We start from the raw sequence: 17551 nt of genomic DNA on the forward strand, positions 1-17551 counted from the left end.
GCAAGAAATCGGCTCTTGCATTCATCAGGAAAGCGAATATATTATGGCCTCAAATCGCACTGTCATTACGGAATGAGGGCTCCGATATGCACTATTTTTTCACCACCCTTTCTCCGCAGAAACGGCGGACCGTCCTGCTAGTCATCATCTATGCCGGCTTCATCAGCCTCGGGCTGCCGGATACGATCCTCGGCGTCGCCTGGGACGCGATGCGCACGGAACTCGGCCAGCCGGTCGACCGTGCGGGGCTCATCGCGACGCTGTTGACTATCTGCTCGGCGATTTCGGCATTCTGCAGCGGGGCGATCCTGCGGCTGACCGGAACGGGGAAACTGCTTGCGATCTGCGCGTTCGTCACGGGACTTTCTCTGCTGGGTTACGCGCTCACGCCCGCCTTCTGGCTGCTGCTCGTTTTTGCAATCCCGCTCGGATTCGGCCAGGGGGCGGTCGATACTGGAATGAACTTCTATGTGGCGAAACACTACACGAGCCGCGACATGAACTGGCTCCACTGCTGCTGGGGCGTCGGCGCAACGATCGGTCCGATGTTCGCCACGGCGGTCATCGCCGCCGGCTGGAGCTGGCGCGGCGCCTATGCGGGAGTCTCGGCCGTGCAGCTCACGCTCGGCGTACTGTTTGCGCTCTCGCTGCCGCTCTGGCATGAAAATGCGGACTCCTCCGGAGAAAATGAAAGTGTGGAGACGATCAGAGGGAAAGCAAAGTGGCGCACGCTCCGTTTTCTCTGCTGTCCGGCGATGATGTTTCTCTACTGCGCGGCGGAAGTTTCGATGGGGCTCTGGAGCTACCAGTTTCTCACGACCTGCCGGGGACTCTCCGGAGAAACGGCGGGTTACGTGGTGGTCGGTTACTGGGGGATGCTCTCGGCGGGGAGGTTTCTCATCGGATTCGTGGCGAACCGTCTCGGCAACCGCCGTCAGATCCGGTACAGCATGATGCTGGCAGCCGCGGGAGCGGTTCTGATGCTGATTCCGGGATGCGTACCGCTCACGATCGCGGCGATCGGCCTTATCGGGTTTGCATTCGCCTCATTCTATCCGGCGATGATGCACGCCGCGCCGGACCGGTTCGACGATGCGACGGCGGCGACGGTGATCGGCTGTCAGGGAGGCGGAGCGATGCTCGGGACCGCACTCTGCCCGGCGGCGTTCGGCTTTCTCGCGGCGCGGACCACTTTTGGCCTGCTCCCGTGGCTGGTGATCGCCGTCGCCGCCCTGATTCTCCTGCTTCAGCTGAAGGTCGACGGGCTGCGCTGGAGACGCAGCCGGCCTGCGGTGTGATACCGGGAACCCCTGCTGCCGATTAATCAGCGCAGGCGATACTGCTTCGGCGCGCCAACCTGAATGACGGTGGCGTCATCTCGATTCGGACTGCTCGTCGAAAACGAAAGCCTCGTGTATGGAGTGTCCGGATCGTCTTCGGTTTTATAAATGACCTTGCCGTTCACCATGAAGATCACCATGCCGTCCCGTTTCGCAATGCTTAAATCAGCGGGGAGTGTGAGTTTGAAGTGTCCGCTCTTGATCTTCCACTCGGGTTCGTTCGCGGAGATCATGACCTCCTTGTCACTGCCGAAGTTGAAATTCAGTGACTTTCCCCGGCCGTTTCCGATCGAAACAAGCAATGCGTACCATGCCCGGCGCGGCTCTGCACGGTCAAACCGTTTCAGGGGAATCGAAAGGATCGTTCCCTCGTCGAGTTCAACCCCTTCTGCCGGCACAATGGCAGAATTCACGCCGGGCCCGAAAAGCAGAGTTTCTTCCCCGATCAGAACCGGAGCGGAAAGCCGTTCTCTTGAAAAAACCGGCCTGGAGTCTCCGGCCGCGCGGCGCTCGAAGTTGGCCGGAAAACTCCAGTTACCGGTCACTACGCTCGCCTCATCGGCTTCAGGGACTCCCGGCGGAAGAATGGGAGCAAACGCCTCACTGCGGCGAACTTCCGGTTCATCCTGGCTGCCGGGACCAAACGCCGCGCCGAAAATCGTCAACGCATCGAGACAGCCGGTGTAATCGTCGGAGTTCTGATCCCCCTGCCCGAGAAACCAGGTGCAATTCCCATAGCTTCGCTGCGGAGCAATTTTCTGCTCACCGACAAGTTTTCCATCGATGTAGATGCGCAACATGCTCTCATCACTCGTCACGCGCACCCGGCTCCAGTTGTTATCCGGAACCGAGGCACGACTCAAAACCGTCTCCGGCTTAAACCGGGAATTTCCATTTCTTACGGCCTCGATACGCCCGTCCGGGAGCAGATAGACGTTGACCGCACTGCTCCAGCCGTTACGGATGATAAGTCCCTGGCGCTTCGTGCGTCCCCCATCCGGCTTCATCAGAAAGTCGATCGTAACCGGGCCGATCGGATAGGTGCGCAGACGCATTTTCACGCTCTCTTTTCCGGTAAAACGCAGTGCGCTTCCTTCCCCCATCTTCCCGGGGACAAACATCGTCTCGGGGATTCGAACCGGCATATCGCCATATGCGTCGCGCCCATCGCGCTCAAAATCCCAATGGCCGCCACGGATCGACAGCGGTGAAATCATGCCCGATTTCAATTTCGGCGTGCGGAAGGCAACCGGCTCCTTCAAAAACTCCTTCCGCCCCGCCCAGCCGGTCGCATCGGAAGGGGTCTCCAGATTCTCCGCAGTCTCAACGAGTTTCACGGAAAGTGCTTTCTTTCCGGTCGCGAAAGGCCAGACCGGAAACGACCAGCCGTAACGTCCATCCGCTGTCTCGAAGAAGAGTGCGTAACGGTCATGCGGACGTGGCTCCGCCGCAAACAGAGCAAAATCAAACGCACCTTCACGCTGATTCAACGCCGGGCGATTCTGCATCGTACCGTCGACCATCTGTGCGGAAATCGTCAGTCCGCCGTAACTGACCAGCTCCCGCCGGGCGAGTTCGGATACGGGAATCACCAGCGGATCGCTCCCCGCGATCACAAATCGCAGCTTCATATCAGCCCCGCCCTGAACCGTCAGCGCGGCAGGAGTCCAATCCTGATTGTGCAGAGAAGTCAGAGATTCGGCGTTCCACTTGAAACCGCGCGAACCGTTTTCTCCAAATTTCCGTACGCCGGAAACAATCACGCCTTTTTCCGGTGTAACCGTATAATCAGGACGGCCGCTGATCTGCACATTGCCCAGAACTTTGCCGGAAATCTCCGGCAGAATCACGACAACCGGACGGTCGTTGCGCCACAGCGTGACACGCTTGAGGTTGTCATGCGCGGCATAATGTCCTTTTGCCCGCAGAACACCATTCTCATACGCGATCTGCAGCGAGCTCTCCGGAGAAATCATCTGACTGGCAGCGACCTTCACCGTCACAGCATTCTGGTGCCAGCCGGAAACCAGCAGAATGTCCGGCAGCCGCACTTTTGAGCCATTGATGGAAAATTCCGGAATCAGAACCGGATGTTCCGCCAATCCGGTCGACGGGATCAGCCATTCCACTCGATCGAAGTCGTTCCCGGCAAGCTGTTTCGCCGGAAGAGCCGCCACGGAGTTCCCGGCGGCGTCCAGCAGGCGTCCGGAAACCTCGATCCTCCCGCTTTTCAGGGTCGGCAGTGTCATGGCCTCGATCCGCAGCAGCGTCCCCGGCAGTTCCTCCCGATGATAGGCGAACACCACTTCCGGCTTGCCCGTCACGGTGTTCTCTCCCTTGAAGCAGTCGGAATACGCCTTGGTAATCAAGGGATTCCCGGGGGTGAACACCATCGGCAGAAAACTCGTCTCGTCATGGTCGTTCCAAGTGGTGAAGTGGAGAAACTGCGCCTTCGGCGTGTTTGACGCCAGGAAGGAATCGTGCGCCTGGTCGAGTCCGCGATGCACCTGATAGAAGTCGTTCCTCCCGTTCAGCCACGCGCCGTAGTAACCCGGATAGACCGTCGTCATCAACGACTTGCCGCACTCGTCGACGAGCTGCTTGTAAAGATCTACCTTGTGCTGCATGGTTGTTCCGTCGATTTCGATCAAACCGAACGAGTAGATCATATCCGCCTGCTGAACGTAGGGACGCAGATGATCCGCGTCACGTTTCTCATAGCCGATGCCGACATTGCCGATGAGAAAAATATCAAATCCCTCTTTCCTGACGCCGGAGCGAATCGCCGCGATCTCTTCCGGAGTCCAACTCAGATAGGTGTAGAAATTCACGACCGGGCGACCATTCCACTGCGGATAGTTCGGATGGTTTCCGAAGAGCTTGAGCATCCGCACGAGCTCCTTGACCTGATGGTCGACGTTGGTTTTCACATCGAGACAGATGCCGATCTGGAAATCGGTTCCCTCGGCAGCCTTAAGCATCGTATGCAGAGCATCGGCAAAAGCGGTCGGCCCTCCCCCGGCATTGGCAACCAGATCCGGGAAAAATCCATCGATGCCCTGAGCTTTCGCGATTTCAAATTCCCGCTTCCAGTCCTCCAGGTCTTTTCCGGTGGAATCCTGAAGCGGGAAATTATAATAATTCAGAGCCGTCAGGCTTGTGTTGAACGGCGTATGCCACGGCGTGTGGTGCGCCCACACCATTTTCCGGTTTGAAATCTCCCCGCCTTCAGCCGAAGCCAGAGCAGCGAGAGACAAAACCCCTATGCAAAGAACAGTACCGACTTTCATGTCAACTCCTCAGATTATGCTTAGTAGGTGCCTTCCCAGAACGCGTGCCCCTCCACCGTCTCCAAATCGGGCAGAACGGTCGGGTATGCCGCCGCATGGCCGTCCATGAAAGCGCAGTTCATCCGGTTGGAGTGATCGTAACGCCGACTTGGTGCCCAGGCACTGGCATCAAACAGAATCCTGTTCCCGTCGGTATTGACTCCAACGTTGTGCTCGCCGAAAGTAAAAACCCGGCTTGGCAGACGAAACGACGTGATCTTTACCTGATTGTCGAGAGCCCCCCATCCACTCTTGAAATAGGTCGTGACCTTGCAGTTCATCCCGTAATTTGTATACCAGATATTGTCCGAAGGTGAAAAACTCGGGCACTTCAGCAGTTTATACGGTTTGTCGGAGGGCTGCAGCGCTTCCTGAATGAAAGTACGGCTCGTCTTCGGGTTGTTCCACTGCGGATCGTTGCACGACCACTCTCCGGGCGAGGACGAGGCGGGAAAGAAATCATCGTAACGGTCGGCATATTGAAGCGCAAAACTCTGAATCTGCTTGAGATTGTTCAAGCACGCCGAAGACTTTGCCGCGTCGCGTGCTTTCTGCAGGGCCGGCAGCAGCATCGCGGCAAGAATCGCAATGATTGCAATCACAACAAGAAGTTCAATTAATGTAAAAGCATTTTTCTTCATCGTCTGACCTTTCCTGTGATGGGGGTTGAATTGGTAAGGATAAATTTGTTTGTCATGTCTATGATTCAAACTCATTCTTGTCCATTCAAAATGATTTCGGCGGGCAGACTGTGCCGCGCTTGGTGAATGCGGGAGAAACCGTGAAATTCGGATGCAGAACCTCTTTCCCGTCCAGAAGTTCGCGCACCATGCGGACGCCCGCAACCACAAGATCTTCCAGCCGGAACTCGATCGCCGTGATCGACGGGACGAACTTTTCCACCTCCCAGTCGACCGTTTCATAACAGATCACGCTGACATCTTCCGGCACCCGGACTCCCGCGCGGAACAAACCGGAAATCAGCGCCTTCGTAAACAGCCCGGAATGAACCAGCAGCGCAGTCGGACGATTCGGCACTCCCAGAAAACATGCAAGATGCTGATTCACCTCGGTCTGAAAGTCATCAGCGGGATGGTTTTCAATGTACAGCGTATCGGGCCGCAGAAGGGAAAGTTCCTTCAACGTCGCATCAAACACTTCACGATAGTGGCGAAAAGCACTCAACTCTGACGGTCCGTTCACCAACCCGATATTCTCATGCCCGAGAGAAGTCAGATAATAGATCGCCTGGCGCATTCGATCATCACTGTCAAACGTCACTGAAAATCGCCCGTTTTCCCCCAATGCCACATATGGAAGAGCCAAATCTTTTTCAATGAATCGCTTCGCCGCATTTGCCGGTGCCCCGGCAATCAGCAGCCCGCCCACCAGCCCGCTGGTCAGCATCTGCGGAAGTTCCTCCCGGTTGCGGTAACAGTCAAACCATTCGAGCTGAAAATGGATGTTGTTGCGCGTGCACTCCCGCATGAACTGAACGGTCATATCCATAAAAACGGCGTTCTCGCGAATCAGAGCCTCCTTCTCGAAAATCAGCAGACCGAGGTCGGCGACCCGTTTGCTTTTGAGCAGCCGCGCCGCCGCATTCCTGCGGTATCCCATCCGCTGCGCCAGAGAAATAATCTCGCGCTTGCGGGCATCGCTGACCCGGCCGACCCCCGATAAAACTGCGGAAACCGTCATGACCGACACTCCCGCAGCCTCCGCTATTTCCTTCATTCCAACCTTTTCTTTTCGTGTCGCAGGCATCGCGGCTTCCCTCACAGTCTAACATTAGCCTTAACGTTACAGCAAATATTATGAACGATTTTCCTGCAATTGTCAAGGGAAAAACGAAAAAAAGTGAAAAAAAATCAGAAAAAATGCGCGGTTCACGCGGCAGGACGGTTGGCCGAAGGCAGCTTCCTGCGACTGGCCGAATGTCTGCGCCGGTTGCTCCGCCCCCGCGTCATCCAGCCGGAATTCCGCACGGAAATCAGGCAGTACGGCGCCAGCCAGAAAAGAAAGAAAAGTTTGTAGAAGGCAAATGTGTAGGCGAAGACCGCCTCGCTGTTCCCGCGTCGCGTACAATACACCAGCGCCGGAATCGATGACCATGCCACAAGTCCGAGCACCATCGCCTGCAGAAACTCCACCGGGGCGGCGATCGCCGCCCCGATCGTCAGCGGCAGCAGCAGAAACGGTACAAAAATCCAGATGGTGTGCACAAGCAGATTCAGCTGGATTCCAAGCTGAAACCAGTTCAGCTTGCGAAAGGCAAACCGGTACATCGAACAGGTCTCCCGCACATCCCCCCGCCCCCAGCGCAGCAGCATGCCGCAGGTCGTGCGGTAATCGGCGGGAAGCTTCGTGTAAGCGATCGCATTGCGCTGAAAGACAATGCGCTGCTCCTCCTCCAGCAGAAACGTCGCAAGCGCCCGATCCTCGGCGATCCCGGCAGGCGCCCCGAGAAACGTCTGATCCACCCAGCGGTCGAGAACCGGCAGCAGCGCCTCACGGCGGTAAGCACTCAAAGCGCCCGGCGTGCAGAAAACCGACCCGAGCACGCTCTGCGCAGAACGCATGATCTCAAAACCGAACACAAAATTCACATCCATCATGCGAGGCAGAATACCGTCATCCAGATTCAGCGTCCGGATGTTCCCAGCCACCCCCGCGACCTTCGGGTCGCAGAACGGCGAATTCAAAATTCGCAGCGCATCCGGCGCGACCACCGAATCACTGTCCACCGTCACGATCACCTCCGCGGTCGAACGCCGGATTCCCTCGTAAAGCGCCCGCCGTTTACCGCCGTTTTTTTCAAGCCGGATCGCGGTGATCCTCCCCCCCGCACGGGAGGCCGCCAGCTGAATCCATGACCAGGTGTCATCCTCACTGCCGTCATCCAGAGCCAGAATGTTGAGCTTCTCCGCCGGATAATCGCACGCCAGCACGCTGTCGAGCGCGTTCAACACCGCCCTCCCCTCGTTGTAGGCCGGCACAATCACCGTACAGCTCGGCAACTCCGCATTCGAACACGTCCGCCGCGGCCGGTAGCAGAGGTAAGCGAGAATCAGGAGAAACGCGTAGTATCCGACGTTCACCCCGAGCAGCATCGCTCCGAACGCCGTAAAATACTGAAGCGAAAGCACCGTACTCAAATCTTCCGGCGAAAAGTGCACCAGCGTCGTGATCGATATCCCCAGCACCGCCGCCAGCGTACCATATTTGATCAGCGAAATCGTGCGCCGCTTCTTCCCCGATGGCAAAAACCGTTTTCCCCCGGTTCCCATGACTCTGTTCCCTGAAATCTCCAATGATGTTCAATGGCATATTTGAACGAATATACCACACAAAGATTGCCGCCAGATTGCCGGAACATTGCAAAAAGTTAATCTTTACATTTTTTCCGTTTTCGGACACGGAAAACCTCCTCCTTCGATTGAAAAAAAATCCGCTCCTGCTATATTGCTGTTTTCAAAATGGGGCAAATTTTGTGAAACGGTTCATCTCGAAGATATTTTCACGGCGGAAATGCGCGGTCTGCGCGGCGGCGGGAGGCGCGACGGCCGCAGGCAGTCTGTTGTATGTTTACGGCTCGCCCGGCGACTATATCGAACCGGGATCATGGTGGAAGATCGGTGCAGCGGGAGCACTTTTCTCGGCGGCTCTTTCGGCGCAGCTGCTGCTCGGGCGGCGTCCGGGACGGTTGATCTATTTTTTGTTTCCCGCGGTTCTGGCGATGGAAGAGGCTTTGAATTTCGCCCCGCCCGACCGTTTTTACGCATCGCAGCAGCTCGGCTTTTCGCTGCTTCTGGCGGGTTGGTGCTGGTATCTGGATGCGTTGGCCGGGGAGCTTCTCGCGCTCCGGTTCCGGCGCTCCGCCCTGCTGCCGACGGTGTTGATCGCCGGGGGGCTCTACCTGCTGCCGCTGACCATTCTCGCGCGTCGGCTCGTCTCGGGGCGGAAGTTCACGGCGGACTCGATCCAGGCGGTTTATCAGACGAATCTCGCCGAGGGGATTCATTACTTCTTCACGGATCCGGCCTGTCCACTGCTGCTCGTGCTCATGCTCGCGGCAGCAGCCGGGCTCATTCTGCTCAACCGCCTCGGAGAGCGCAGCCCGGCGGGGAAACGGGCCACGGTCGCCTGCGCGATCGCGCTGATCGCTGCAACGCCGGGAGTCTGGACGGAACTTACGGGGCTCGAATCGCTGAACCGGACGAAGGTTCTGTTCACCGACAGCTTCGAATACTTCGACGTGATCGAAAGCTACGCCGCCGGAAACGCCGCGAGACGCGCCGAAACCGCCGCAAATGTGTCCCCCGGCAGCGGTGACGACGGAGTCTACGTGCTGATTCTCGGAGAGTCGCACAGCCGCCACCGCTCAAGCGCCTACGGATACGAAATCGACACGACCCCGTTTCTGCGCCGTGCCGCCGAAGCGGAGGACTGCATCCTCCTGCGCAACGCCTACGCCTGTCACACCCAGACCATGCAGGTTCTGACCATGCTGCTGACCGCCCGCAACCAATACGAGAAAGCCGGAAACCGCGTTGCATTCCCCAGTCTCTTCGACGTGGCGAACCACTGCTCCTATGAAACGATCTTCCTCAGCAACCAGTATCCCGGGGGACGGTTCGATTCACCGATCGCGGCGCTCGCGTCGGGAGCAAAGCAGAGAGTCTGGCTCAACTCGATGGAGGATTTTCTGCTCTGGCGAACCCGCCCGGACGGGGCGCTGCTCGAACAACTGCCCCCCGCGCTCAACGGGAAGCGGGCGCTCGTTGTGCTGCACTTCATGGGCAGTCACGGCCCCTACGCGCAGCGCTACCCGGAACACTTCGCCGCGGCTCTCGACTGGCACGCCTACGACAAAAGCGTGCTCTACACCGATTCCCTGCTCGAAGAGCTGATCGATTCATTCCGGAAAAATCCGCGTGTCCGGGCGGCGGTCTACGTTTCGGATCACTCCGAAATTCCCGGCGTGGGCCATGCCGCCGATCTCTTTGAGCCGGAGATGGCGGCGATTCCGATGCTATGCTATCTCTCGGAAGAGCTGCGCCGGGAGCGGCCGGAACTCGAACGAACACTGCGGAAGCATGCCGCCCGCATCTTCACGAACGATCTTGTCTTTGATCTCATGCTCGATCTGATGGGAATCCGCAGCCGCTTTTCGCCGCCGGAACTGCGGATCGCCCGTCCCGAATACGCTTTGACGCCGGAAAGGGCGCTCACCTTGTGGGGGAGTTTCCCGCTGGGGGCCGCCGCTGCGGCTCAGAACCGCAGCGAAAGCAGACCCGAGCGCGGCACCCGCACCCGCACAAGTCCGGCGGAGCCCGGCATGACGCGCCCGACCGCCCGGCCGGTCACATCAAAACATTCGCCTTCGACCGGACGCGCGGCGAAATCGAGCACGAGCTCCTCGCCGTCGGAACCGTTGATCACCAGACAACGCCGTCCGGGCGGACAGTCGACCGGCACGGTCATGCCCGGATTGTAGACCGCGACGATCTGCTCCTCCTCCCCATCGGCAATGACGACCGGATAATTCAGCATCGGATGCAGCGGACGCAGTGTTCCGTGCAGGAGCGTCTCGCGATGGCGCACCCAGAAGTCGAGCCAGAAGCGGAGCATCTGACGGTGCCGTTCCGGAATGGATGCGAGCTTCACCGAAATCTGCGGCACGGAAAAGAGGATGTTCAGAAACTGCAGTGCGGCCGTCTCCGCAGTATCGGCGGCATTCCATTCGAGCATGTCCGAGTGAACGGCCGTCGCCCCGGAGCTCAATCGCAGATCGATCGTGCGAACCCGGTTCGAAATCACATCCGCCGGACAGTCTCCCGCCCGGAACATGCTGCCGTACTTGCGGATCGCCGGGCCGATGTACGCCTGACGGAATTCGACGAGGATTCCGGGCTTGATCCGGTTCAGGTGCGCCATCGCCTCCGAAAGCAGCCGGTCGGCGGCTTCGGGCAGTGACTTGATGTCGCGCCCGGCGTAATTTTCCTTCACGGCAGGATCCTCGCCGTCGAACCGGAACATGTCGATGAAATCGAGTTTGAAGCCGTCGATGTCCCACTCCCGGAGCGCCTTCTCGTAAATCGAAATCAGAAATTCGCGCACCTCCGGGAAACGCGGATCGAGCACATAGGTGTCGAGCCGGTCGACCCGGTAGAGATATTTGCCGCGGAATCGTTCCACATTCCGGCTCTTCATCCCGACGAACGGGACGGAGAACCAGACCAGATATTTCATGCCGAGCGCATGGATCTTTGCCACATGAGAGCGCATGTCGGGGAATCGGCGACGGGAAATCTCCCAGTCGCCACAGAAGGCGTAACCGCGGTTGCTGTCATCAGTCTGCCAGCCGTCGTCGACGATGATCCCCTTCAAACCATAGGAGGCCGCAAGGCGGCACTCCTCTTCGAGTTCCCGGTCGAAAAGCCGCTGATGGAAACTGTACCAGCTCGAATAGACCGGCTCGAAAGCGGCCGCAGGGACGGCGGCGGGACGGCATTCGGGGAAACTCTCGTACCAGCGGAACGTCTGGCGCAACGTCTCGGCGTAAAAGAGCGGCCTCGTATCGATCCGCAGCGTCGTCTCCCAGGAGTCCAGCGGCGCTTCTGGAATCGAAAACAGCTCGATCGAACAGGCGATTTCATTGCTTTCCTCACAAACCCCCGCTTTGATCCGAACCGTCCGCAACGCTTCGGAAAGCGCGAAAGTCAGACGGTTCTCTCCCCGGATGGAACCGAGCTGAACGACCGGAACATGATGCGTCAACGACGATTCGAGCGGCTCGCCCCAGTCCGGCGGCACATTCCGCTGAAACGTCGCACCCGTGTGCCAGCGGAACTGCATGTCGAGCTGCGACACACTCCACTCCAGCCGGATGTGCGGCGGTTCGGACGGCGCCGGGGCGCGGAAACGCAACCGGATCAGTTCCAGCCCCGGCTCCGGGGACTCCTTCTCATATTCCAGATTCCAGCTGCGGAGCTCCCCCGCAATCCGGATCTCACCAACCATGGCAGCAATTTTCATAAAAACTTCCTTCATTTACTGCAGAAACCAATGGAATCTCACAATCCTTCCGGGACGGAATCGCGCGTGCCCTTCCATTTCGAAATTTCACTCTCGAGCCGCCCGAGGCGGAAGAAAATCGAACGGATCACGTCACCCGTCACCCCGGCAGAAGAGGTCGAGCCGGAAACGGCGTTTTTTTTCTCCGCCGCACTTTTCGCCACTTCTCCGCGCAGCTCCGCCACGCTTTTCTCAAGGGCGGTGACCCGGTCGACAAGAGCGGTGAAATCGGCCGGAGCCACGGTCGGAACCACCTCGACCGCGTTGATCTCCTCCGGAGCGTGAGCGGATTCCAGCAGCCGGAACCAGAGCAGAACGTTCCCGGCGATCACGACCAGCGTCAGGATGAGAAGAATGCGGACCGCACGGTTTCCCCCTTCCGCGCGTCCGACCACGGCCGCCTCGGCGCCGTTGAACGATCGGCCGCAGGAGAGACATTCAAATATGCCGCCCCGTTCCTTCTCATCAACGGTGTAATGCCTGCGGCAGTGCGGACACTCCAGCTTCACAAGAGCCATTCTTACTTTCCTTTCCCGTGAACAATCCCCGGCAACTCCAGCACATAGAGCGCGTGAGGCATATCCATATCGTAATAGTGTTTCACATAGATCCGTTCAATCTTCATGCCGAGGGACTCCGCCACACGGCGCGACGGTGCGTTGTTGACCCGGACGCACGCAACCAGGCGGTGCGCGCCGAGCACATTGAACGCGTAATCCCGACACCCCGCCGCCGCTTCGCGCGCATAGCCATGATGCCAGAACTTCCGCTTGAAGAGATAACCGACCTCAAGTTCCCGGGTATTCCCGACGTACTGGATCGTGAGCCCGCACATGCCGAGCCACGCTCCGCTCTCCCGGCTGATCACCGCCCAGAGGCCGTGGCCGTCCTCCCGATAACGCTGAAACTGCCGTTCGAGCCACTCGTCGACCTCCGCGTCGGAAAAGGCGTGTTCATAAGCGTACATCGCCTCCGGATCCTGAAGGATCTCCGCCATGTCGGTCCGATCCTCGCGCACGATCTCGCGCAAAGTCAGCCGCGGCGTCGTCAGAATTGTTTTCATAGCTGCTCCTGAAAGTTCCACGCTTTGCGGCCTGCGTTTGTTCAAAGCTCATCCGACTTTCTGCGGTTCGTCTGTAACATAGCGCCGCTTTCCGGACAATGCAAGAAAATCCGGGCAAGGCTTGTAAAAACTTTACCCGGGGTGTATACTATATCCGCAAAAATCACCGAGGAGATCCCCATGCCCGCATACAATCCCGGCGCACTCGTGCTCTATCACGCAAAATGCGCCACCATCACCGCCGTCAACAAGGAGAAGATCGAAATCCGCATCGAAGGCGGCGACACGAAATCCGTCCGTCCGAAAGACATCGAATTTCTGCATCCGGGTCCGGTGCGTTCGCTGCCGCCGGCCGTGCTCCCGACCCCGGACGCGCAGGAGCTCGCCGCGCTCATGGAAGGCGAGACGCTCCCGTTCGGCGATTTCGCGGAGCTCGTGTACGGCACCCGCAGTCCGGAGGCGTTCTACTCGGCCTGGCTGCTGCTGCAGAGCGGAGTTTATTTCACCGGTTCGGTCGAAACGGGCGTTTCCGCCAGGGCTCCGGAGGAGATCGAATCTGCGCTCGCGGCCATCCGCGAAAAGGAGGCGAAACAGCTCCGGCGCGCGGAGCTCCTCGAACGGATCCGCAACGGAGCTCTGCTGCCGGAAGATCTCCCGGCCATGCGTGAAATCGAACAGGTCGCCCTTGGAGAAACCGCTTCGAGCCGCCTGCTCCGCGAACTGGGAATCGAGGCGGTTCCGCCGAAAGCGCACGAGCTGCTGCTCAAACTCGGCGTGTGGGATCTCTTCGTCGATCCGTGGCCCGCGCGAATGGGGGTCGAACTCGCCGCCCCGGCGATCGAACTCGGCGCCCTCCCCGCCGAATCGCGCACCGACCTCACGCATCTCGTGGCGCTCGCAATCGACGATGAAGGCAGCAGCGATCCCGACGATGCGATCAGTTACGAGGATGGGCTGCTGTGGGTTCACGTGGCCGATCCGGCCGCACTTGTCACACCCGGCTCTCCCGCCGACGACGAGGCAATGAACCGCGGCGAAAACCTCTATCTGCCGGAAAAGATCGTCCCGATGCTTCCGCCGGAGGCGACGGAGCTCTTCGGCCTCGGACTTCAGCCGGAAAGCCCGGCGCTTTCGTTTGCGATCCGCATCGCGGAGGATGGGGCGGCGACGCTCGAGAAGATGGTTCTCTCCACCGTCCGGGTCGAACGGCTGACCTACGACGGCGCGGCCGCGCGCTGGGAGGAGTCCCCGCTCCGCGAACTGCGTCCGATGCTCGACCGTTTCAAAGCCCGGCGCAAAGCCGACGGCGCACTCCTCATCGATCTGCCGGAAGTCAAGATCAAAGTCGAGAACCGGGAGGTGAAAATCACACCGGTCGGCATCACGCCGCAACGCGAACTCGTCGCCAACGCGATGCTTGCGGCCGGTTCCGCCGTCGCAAAATACGCCGTGGAACATGAGATTCCCCTCCCGTTCGCAACTCAGGTTCCGCCGGAACCGGAGGATGACTCCGCGGCGGCGGGAACGGGAGTCGCCGCGATGTTCGCACTGCGGCGCAGCTGCCCGCCGAGTGTCGTTTGCACGCTCGCCGCACCGCACGCGGGGCTGGGGCTCGACTGTTATGCGCGGGTGACGAGTCCGCTGCGCCGCTACGGCGACCTGCTCGCGCACCAGCAGCTGCGCCGCGTCATCAAGGGGGAGGAGCCGCTCACGGCGGAGTATCTTGAAGAACGGCTCACGGTCTCCGAGCGCGAGGCGCTGACCCGCCGCCGCCTTGAACGGCAGGCGAACGAATTCTGGACGCAGGTGTTTCTCGCGCAGCAGCCGGAGTATCGGACGGAAGCGATTCCGGTTCTGCGGCAGGATGAGCGGCTGACCTACCTCATTCCGGAGCTCGCTTACGAATTCAAGAACCGGTTCGGCGGCAAAATCACGCTCGGGCTCCCACTGGCGGTCCAGCTGATCCGTTCCGATCCGGCCGCGGGAAGCGCAAGTTTCCGCATTCTCTGAGGAGAGATCCGGAAATCGGCAAAATCCCGTGAATGCGATACATTTCCGGTGGAAAAATCCGCACAGCCGTGTTATGTTATACCGGAACAACAGGGAACGCAAATGAACGAAGCAGACAATGATTTCGATCTTTTCAGCTACGCCGAAGCCATGAGGGAGCAGGAGGCTGCGGCTGCCGATCCACAACAACCCGCCGCGCCGGCGGAAGAACCGGAAGATGCCGCGCCGGCGCTCACGGTGCGCGTTCCGCCGCCGAAAGCGCTGAACAGAAGTGATTTTCTCCAGCTTTGCGTGGGTTTTCTCGCTTCGCTTTCCCCGGATGCGATCGCGACCTTCGTGCCGGTGCGCCGGATCAAATACCAGGTGACGGCCGCCGGCTTCTGGCTCGGCGGCACTCCCCGGAACCGCGAGGTCGCACGAACAGCCGCGGTCGTCTTTTTCGACCAGACGGACAACTGCTTCTGCGACTGCGTCGATCAGAAGGCGCTGCTCGAAGCGATTCACAACCTGCGCGATGAAAAGGAGAAGCTCGAAGCGGAAATCCGCGCGACGGAGCCGGAACTCGCCTCGACCAACGATCTTTTCAGTGAATTCCGTTCCTGGGATTACGCCTCAAGCCGGAACTCCGCCTACCAGAAACTGCGCCGGAAACTCGAAAAACTTCAGCACACGCTGCATCAGGGCAGCCGTCTTGAGCACATCCGCCGGGCGGGAGCCGCCGACCTCTGCTATCTCGCAGTTCCGGCCGGGCTGATCGCCCCGGACGAAATCGCGGCGGGCTGGGGACTGGTCTATCTGAATGCCGACCGCAGTTTCACACTCGTCCGGGAGGCGGAACTCCAGAGTGGCGTCGACCCGCACAACCGGCAGCAGCTCGCACGCAACATCGCCGTGGCGGCGACCTCGGCGGTGCTGTTTGCCGCGGGCGTGGACCATCGCGGGGAAACCGTCAGTTACCGCAAACTGCCGCGCCGCCGCCGTCCCCAGTAAAACGCGTACAGACCAAAAGCGCCCCGTTGAAAGGGCGCTTTTTTCTCAGGAGCGGAAATTTTGTTTTTTACTCCGCCGGTTCCACGACTTCAAGCTGCGGATTTTCCCCGTTGTATTTCAGAAACTCCGCCCGCAGCACCCGGATGTAGCGCGCATTGACCGAAACCTCCTCCAGATTGCCGCGCATGCTGCTGTAATTCATGTCGACATCCTCCTGGATCTGCCGCCAGTTGCTCGCGCTGCCGTCGTAGCTGTAAGCGGTCGTGAAACGCGGTTCGACGCTGCGCGACTCCGATTTCGGAACGACCTGCTGTTCGGTGATGAGAATCGCATCCGCCCCCCGGGCACAGGCCTCGTGCTTGAGCTTGTCGAGCAGCCGGTCGCGGCTCACGTCGCGGTAGTCGCCGGAAGCGGTCGCCTCACCGAGCACGCGATAAGAGCGGCGGATCCGCGTCGCATCGGTGAACACCGAAACCTCCCCGGTCTCCGGCAGCACACTCTCCCCTTCATATTGAAAATTGACACACCCCGCCAGCAGCAGCGTCAGGGCGAACAGAAAAAGTTCCCGTTTCTTCATATCGACATCAACTCCCCGTTTTTGTTTCATTAAGTTAACCGGTGAATGCGGATTTTTCAAATCAAATCGCGAAATAAGATTGATTTTACCGGTCCGACGGGTTATCTTAAATAAGAAGAATCCATGCGGAATTCTCCGCCTGATATGGGATATGTGGACATACAACAATTTTCCGGAGCTATGAAAATGATGAAATTCGAGGGAGTTTACACCGCGCTGGTGACACCGTTCCGCAATGGAGAGGTCGACTACGAGGCGCTGAAGAAACTGGTTGAACTCCAGATCGCAGGCAACGTGAGCGGAATCGTCCCGGTCGGAACCACCGGGGAGTCCCCGACCTTGAGCCCGGAAGAACATTTGAAGGTCATCGAGACCGTCGTGCAGGTCTCCGCTGGCCGCTGTCAGGTGATTGCCGGAACCGGGGCGAACTCCACGCAGGAGGCGGTTTACCTCACCGCCGAGGCCAGGGAGATCGGCGCGGACGCCTCGCTGCAGGTGACGCCCTATTACAACAAACCGACCCAGGAGGGACTTTACCGTCACTTCTCGACGGTCGCGGACAAAGTCGGGCTGCCGATCGTGCTCTACAATGTGCCTGGACGCAGCGGAGTTCCGATCGCCGAGACGACCGTTGCACGGCTCGCGAAGAATCCGGTGATCCGTGCGGTGAAGGAGGCGGCCGGCAGCGTCGACCGTGTTTCGACGATTCTGGATCTCTGCGACATCACGGTGCTTTCGGGCGATGACTCGCTCACCTTGCCGATGATCTCGGTCGGAGCGAAAGGCATCATCAGCGTCACGTCGAACATCGTTCCCGGCGAGATGAGCGCGATGGTGAAGGCCGCGCTTGCGGGTGATTTCGCAACCGCGCTCCAATACCACCGCAAATACTATCCGTTCTTCCGCGACCAGTTCATCGAGACCAATCCGATTCCGATCAAGGCCGCCATGGCGATGGTCGGGCTCATGGCAGAAGAGTATCGGCTGCCGCTGTGCGAACTCTCGCCGGAGCACCGCGAGAAACTCGCCGCAACCATGAAACGCTGCGGCATCCTCTGAGCGGTTCGGCTGCAGCAGGAGAAATCAAAAGGGGCTGTTGCAAAACCTCATAGTTTTGCAGCCGCCCTTTTCCCATATTTATAAGACTCTCTCAGCATTTCAT

General features: G+C 59.2%; 12 protein-coding genes and 1 pseudogene. 5 read left to right on the forward strand and 8 right to left on the reverse strand.

Annotated features, from left to right (window positions below):
• The first annotated feature begins 86 nt into the window (after nt 1-86).
• On the forward strand, nt 87-1298 hold the full coding sequence (locus Q0K10_RS11055; RefSeq protein WP_294506951.1) for a sugar MFS transporter: 1212 nt from the start codon (nt 87-89) through the stop codon (nt 1296-1298).
• A 26-nt stretch (nt 1299-1324) separates the two neighbouring features.
• Here the strand turns inward: Q0K10_RS11055 and Q0K10_RS11060 are convergent, their stop codons facing one another.
• The 4 genes from Q0K10_RS11060 to Q0K10_RS11075 all read right to left on the reverse strand — a co-directional run bounded on the left by Q0K10_RS11060 (nt 1325) and on the right by Q0K10_RS11075 (nt 7959).
• A complete protein-coding gene (locus tag Q0K10_RS11060) occupies nt 1325-4630 on the reverse strand; it encodes an endo-1,3-alpha-glucanase family glycosylhydrolase (protein ID WP_294506954.1) in 3306 nt (1101 codons plus the stop codon).
• Between the two features lie 20 nt (nt 4631-4650).
• Nucleotides 4651-5310: a prepilin-type N-terminal cleavage/methylation domain-containing protein gene (locus tag Q0K10_RS11065; protein WP_294506956.1), complete on the reverse strand. Its 660-nt coding sequence runs from the start codon at nt 5308-5310 to the stop codon at nt 4651-4653.
• An 85-nt stretch (nt 5311-5395) separates the two neighbouring features.
• A complete protein-coding gene (locus Q0K10_RS11070; RefSeq protein WP_294506959.1) occupies nt 5396-6406 on the reverse strand; it encodes a LacI family DNA-binding transcriptional regulator in 1011 nt (336 codons plus the stop codon).
• A gap of 152 nt (nt 6407-6558) precedes the next feature.
• The gene (locus Q0K10_RS11075; RefSeq protein WP_294506961.1) at nt 6559-7959 is read right to left on the reverse strand and encodes a glycosyltransferase; all 1401 of its coding nucleotides are present in this window, start codon (nt 7957-7959) and stop codon (nt 6559-6561) included.
• A gap of 776 nt (nt 7960-8735) precedes the next feature.
• On the opposite strand from Q0K10_RS11075, the pseudogene Q0K10_RS11080 reads away from it, so the two are divergent.
• A pseudogene (locus Q0K10_RS11080) lies at nt 8736-9818 on the forward strand (phosphoethanolamine transferase); the annotation flags it as partial.
• Nucleotides 9819-9943: 125 nt separating this feature from the next.
• On the opposite strand, the gene Q0K10_RS11085 reads toward Q0K10_RS11080, so the two are convergent.
• Genes Q0K10_RS11085 through Q0K10_RS11095 form a run of 3 tightly spaced genes read right to left on the reverse strand, consistent with a single transcriptional unit; the run spans nt 9944 to nt 12812 of the window.
• Complete coding sequence (locus Q0K10_RS11085) at nt 9944-11710, reverse strand: glycoside hydrolase family 36 protein (protein ID WP_294506963.1); 1767 nt, start codon at nt 11708-11710, stop codon at nt 9944-9946.
• Nucleotides 11711-11748: 38 nt separating this feature from the next.
• Nucleotides 11749-12267, reverse strand: a complete 519-nt coding sequence (locus tag Q0K10_RS11090) for a hypothetical protein (RefSeq protein WP_294506965.1) — start codon at nt 12265-12267, stop codon at nt 11749-11751.
• Nucleotides 12268-12269: 2 nt separating this feature from the next.
• Nucleotides 12270-12812, reverse strand: a complete 543-nt coding sequence (locus tag Q0K10_RS11095) for a GNAT family N-acetyltransferase (protein WP_294506967.1) — start codon at nt 12810-12812, stop codon at nt 12270-12272.
• A 180-nt stretch (nt 12813-12992) separates the two neighbouring features.
• Here Q0K10_RS11095 and Q0K10_RS11100 point away from each other — a divergent pair, with 180 nt between their 5' ends.
• Both Q0K10_RS11100 and Q0K10_RS11105 read left to right on the forward strand, forming a co-directional pair.
• On the forward strand, nt 12993-14822 hold the full coding sequence (locus Q0K10_RS11100; protein WP_294506969.1) for an RNB domain-containing ribonuclease: 1830 nt from the start codon (nt 12993-12995) through the stop codon (nt 14820-14822).
• Nucleotides 14823-14924: 102 nt separating this feature from the next.
• Nucleotides 14925-15812, forward strand: a complete 888-nt coding sequence (locus Q0K10_RS11105) for a hypothetical protein (RefSeq protein WP_294506972.1) — start codon at nt 14925-14927, stop codon at nt 15810-15812.
• Nucleotides 15813-15879: 67 nt separating this feature from the next.
• Here Q0K10_RS11105 and Q0K10_RS11110 read toward each other — a convergent pair whose 3' ends face one another.
• On the reverse strand, nt 15880-16389 hold the full coding sequence (locus Q0K10_RS11110) for a hypothetical protein (protein WP_294506974.1): 510 nt from the start codon (nt 16387-16389) through the stop codon (nt 15880-15882).
• Between the two features lie 186 nt (nt 16390-16575).
• Here Q0K10_RS11110 and dapA point away from each other — a divergent pair, with 186 nt between their 5' ends.
• Nucleotides 16576-17448 (forward strand): 4-hydroxy-tetrahydrodipicolinate synthase, encoded by an 873-nt coding sequence (gene dapA, locus Q0K10_RS11115; protein ID WP_294506976.1) that lies wholly within the window; start codon nt 16576-16578, stop codon nt 17446-17448.
• Nucleotides 17449-17551: the final 103 nt, after the last annotated feature.

Origin of the sequence: uncultured Victivallis sp. (genome assembly GCF_944391105.1) — a bacterium.
Taxonomy (GTDB): Bacteria; Verrucomicrobiota; Lentisphaeria; order Victivallales; family Victivallaceae; genus Victivallis.

What these genes read in the sequence shown, in the direction of transcription:
- Q0K10_RS11055 (WP_294506951.1), top strand. Translation starts at nt 87, where the DNA reads ATGCACTATTTTTTCACCACCCTTTCTCCGCAGAAACGGCGGACCGTC.
- Q0K10_RS11060 (WP_294506954.1), bottom strand. Translation starts at nt 4,630, where the DNA reads ATGAAAGTCGGTACTGTTCTTTGCATAGGGGTTTTGTCTCTCGCTGCT.
- Q0K10_RS11065 (WP_294506956.1), bottom strand. Translation starts at nt 5,310, where the DNA reads ATGAAGAAAAATGCTTTTACATTAATTGAACTTCTTGTTGTGATTGCA.
- Q0K10_RS11070 (WP_294506959.1), bottom strand. Translation starts at nt 6,406, where the DNA reads ATGAAGGAAATAGCGGAGGCTGCGGGAGTGTCGGTCATGACGGTTTCC.
- Q0K10_RS11075 (WP_294506961.1), bottom strand. Translation starts at nt 7,959, where the DNA reads ATGGGAACCGGGGGAAAACGGTTTTTGCCATCGGGGAAGAAGCGGCGC.
- Q0K10_RS11085 (WP_294506963.1), bottom strand. Translation starts at nt 11,710, where the DNA reads ATGAAAATTGCTGCCATGGTTGGTGAGATCCGGATTGCGGGGGAGCTC.
- Q0K10_RS11090 (WP_294506965.1), bottom strand. Translation starts at nt 12,267, where the DNA reads ATGGCTCTTGTGAAGCTGGAGTGTCCGCACTGCCGCAGGCATTACACC.
- Q0K10_RS11095 (WP_294506967.1), bottom strand. Translation starts at nt 12,812, where the DNA reads ATGAAAACAATTCTGACGACGCCGCGGCTGACTTTGCGCGAGATCGTG.
- Q0K10_RS11100 (WP_294506969.1), top strand. Translation starts at nt 12,993, where the DNA reads ATGCCCGCATACAATCCCGGCGCACTCGTGCTCTATCACGCAAAATGC.
- Q0K10_RS11105 (WP_294506972.1), top strand. Translation starts at nt 14,925, where the DNA reads ATGAACGAAGCAGACAATGATTTCGATCTTTTCAGCTACGCCGAAGCC.
- Q0K10_RS11110 (WP_294506974.1), bottom strand. Translation starts at nt 16,389, where the DNA reads ATGAAGAAACGGGAACTTTTTCTGTTCGCCCTGACGCTGCTGCTGGCG.
- dapA (WP_294506976.1), top strand. Translation starts at nt 16,576, where the DNA reads ATGATGAAATTCGAGGGAGTTTACACCGCGCTGGTGACACCGTTCCGC.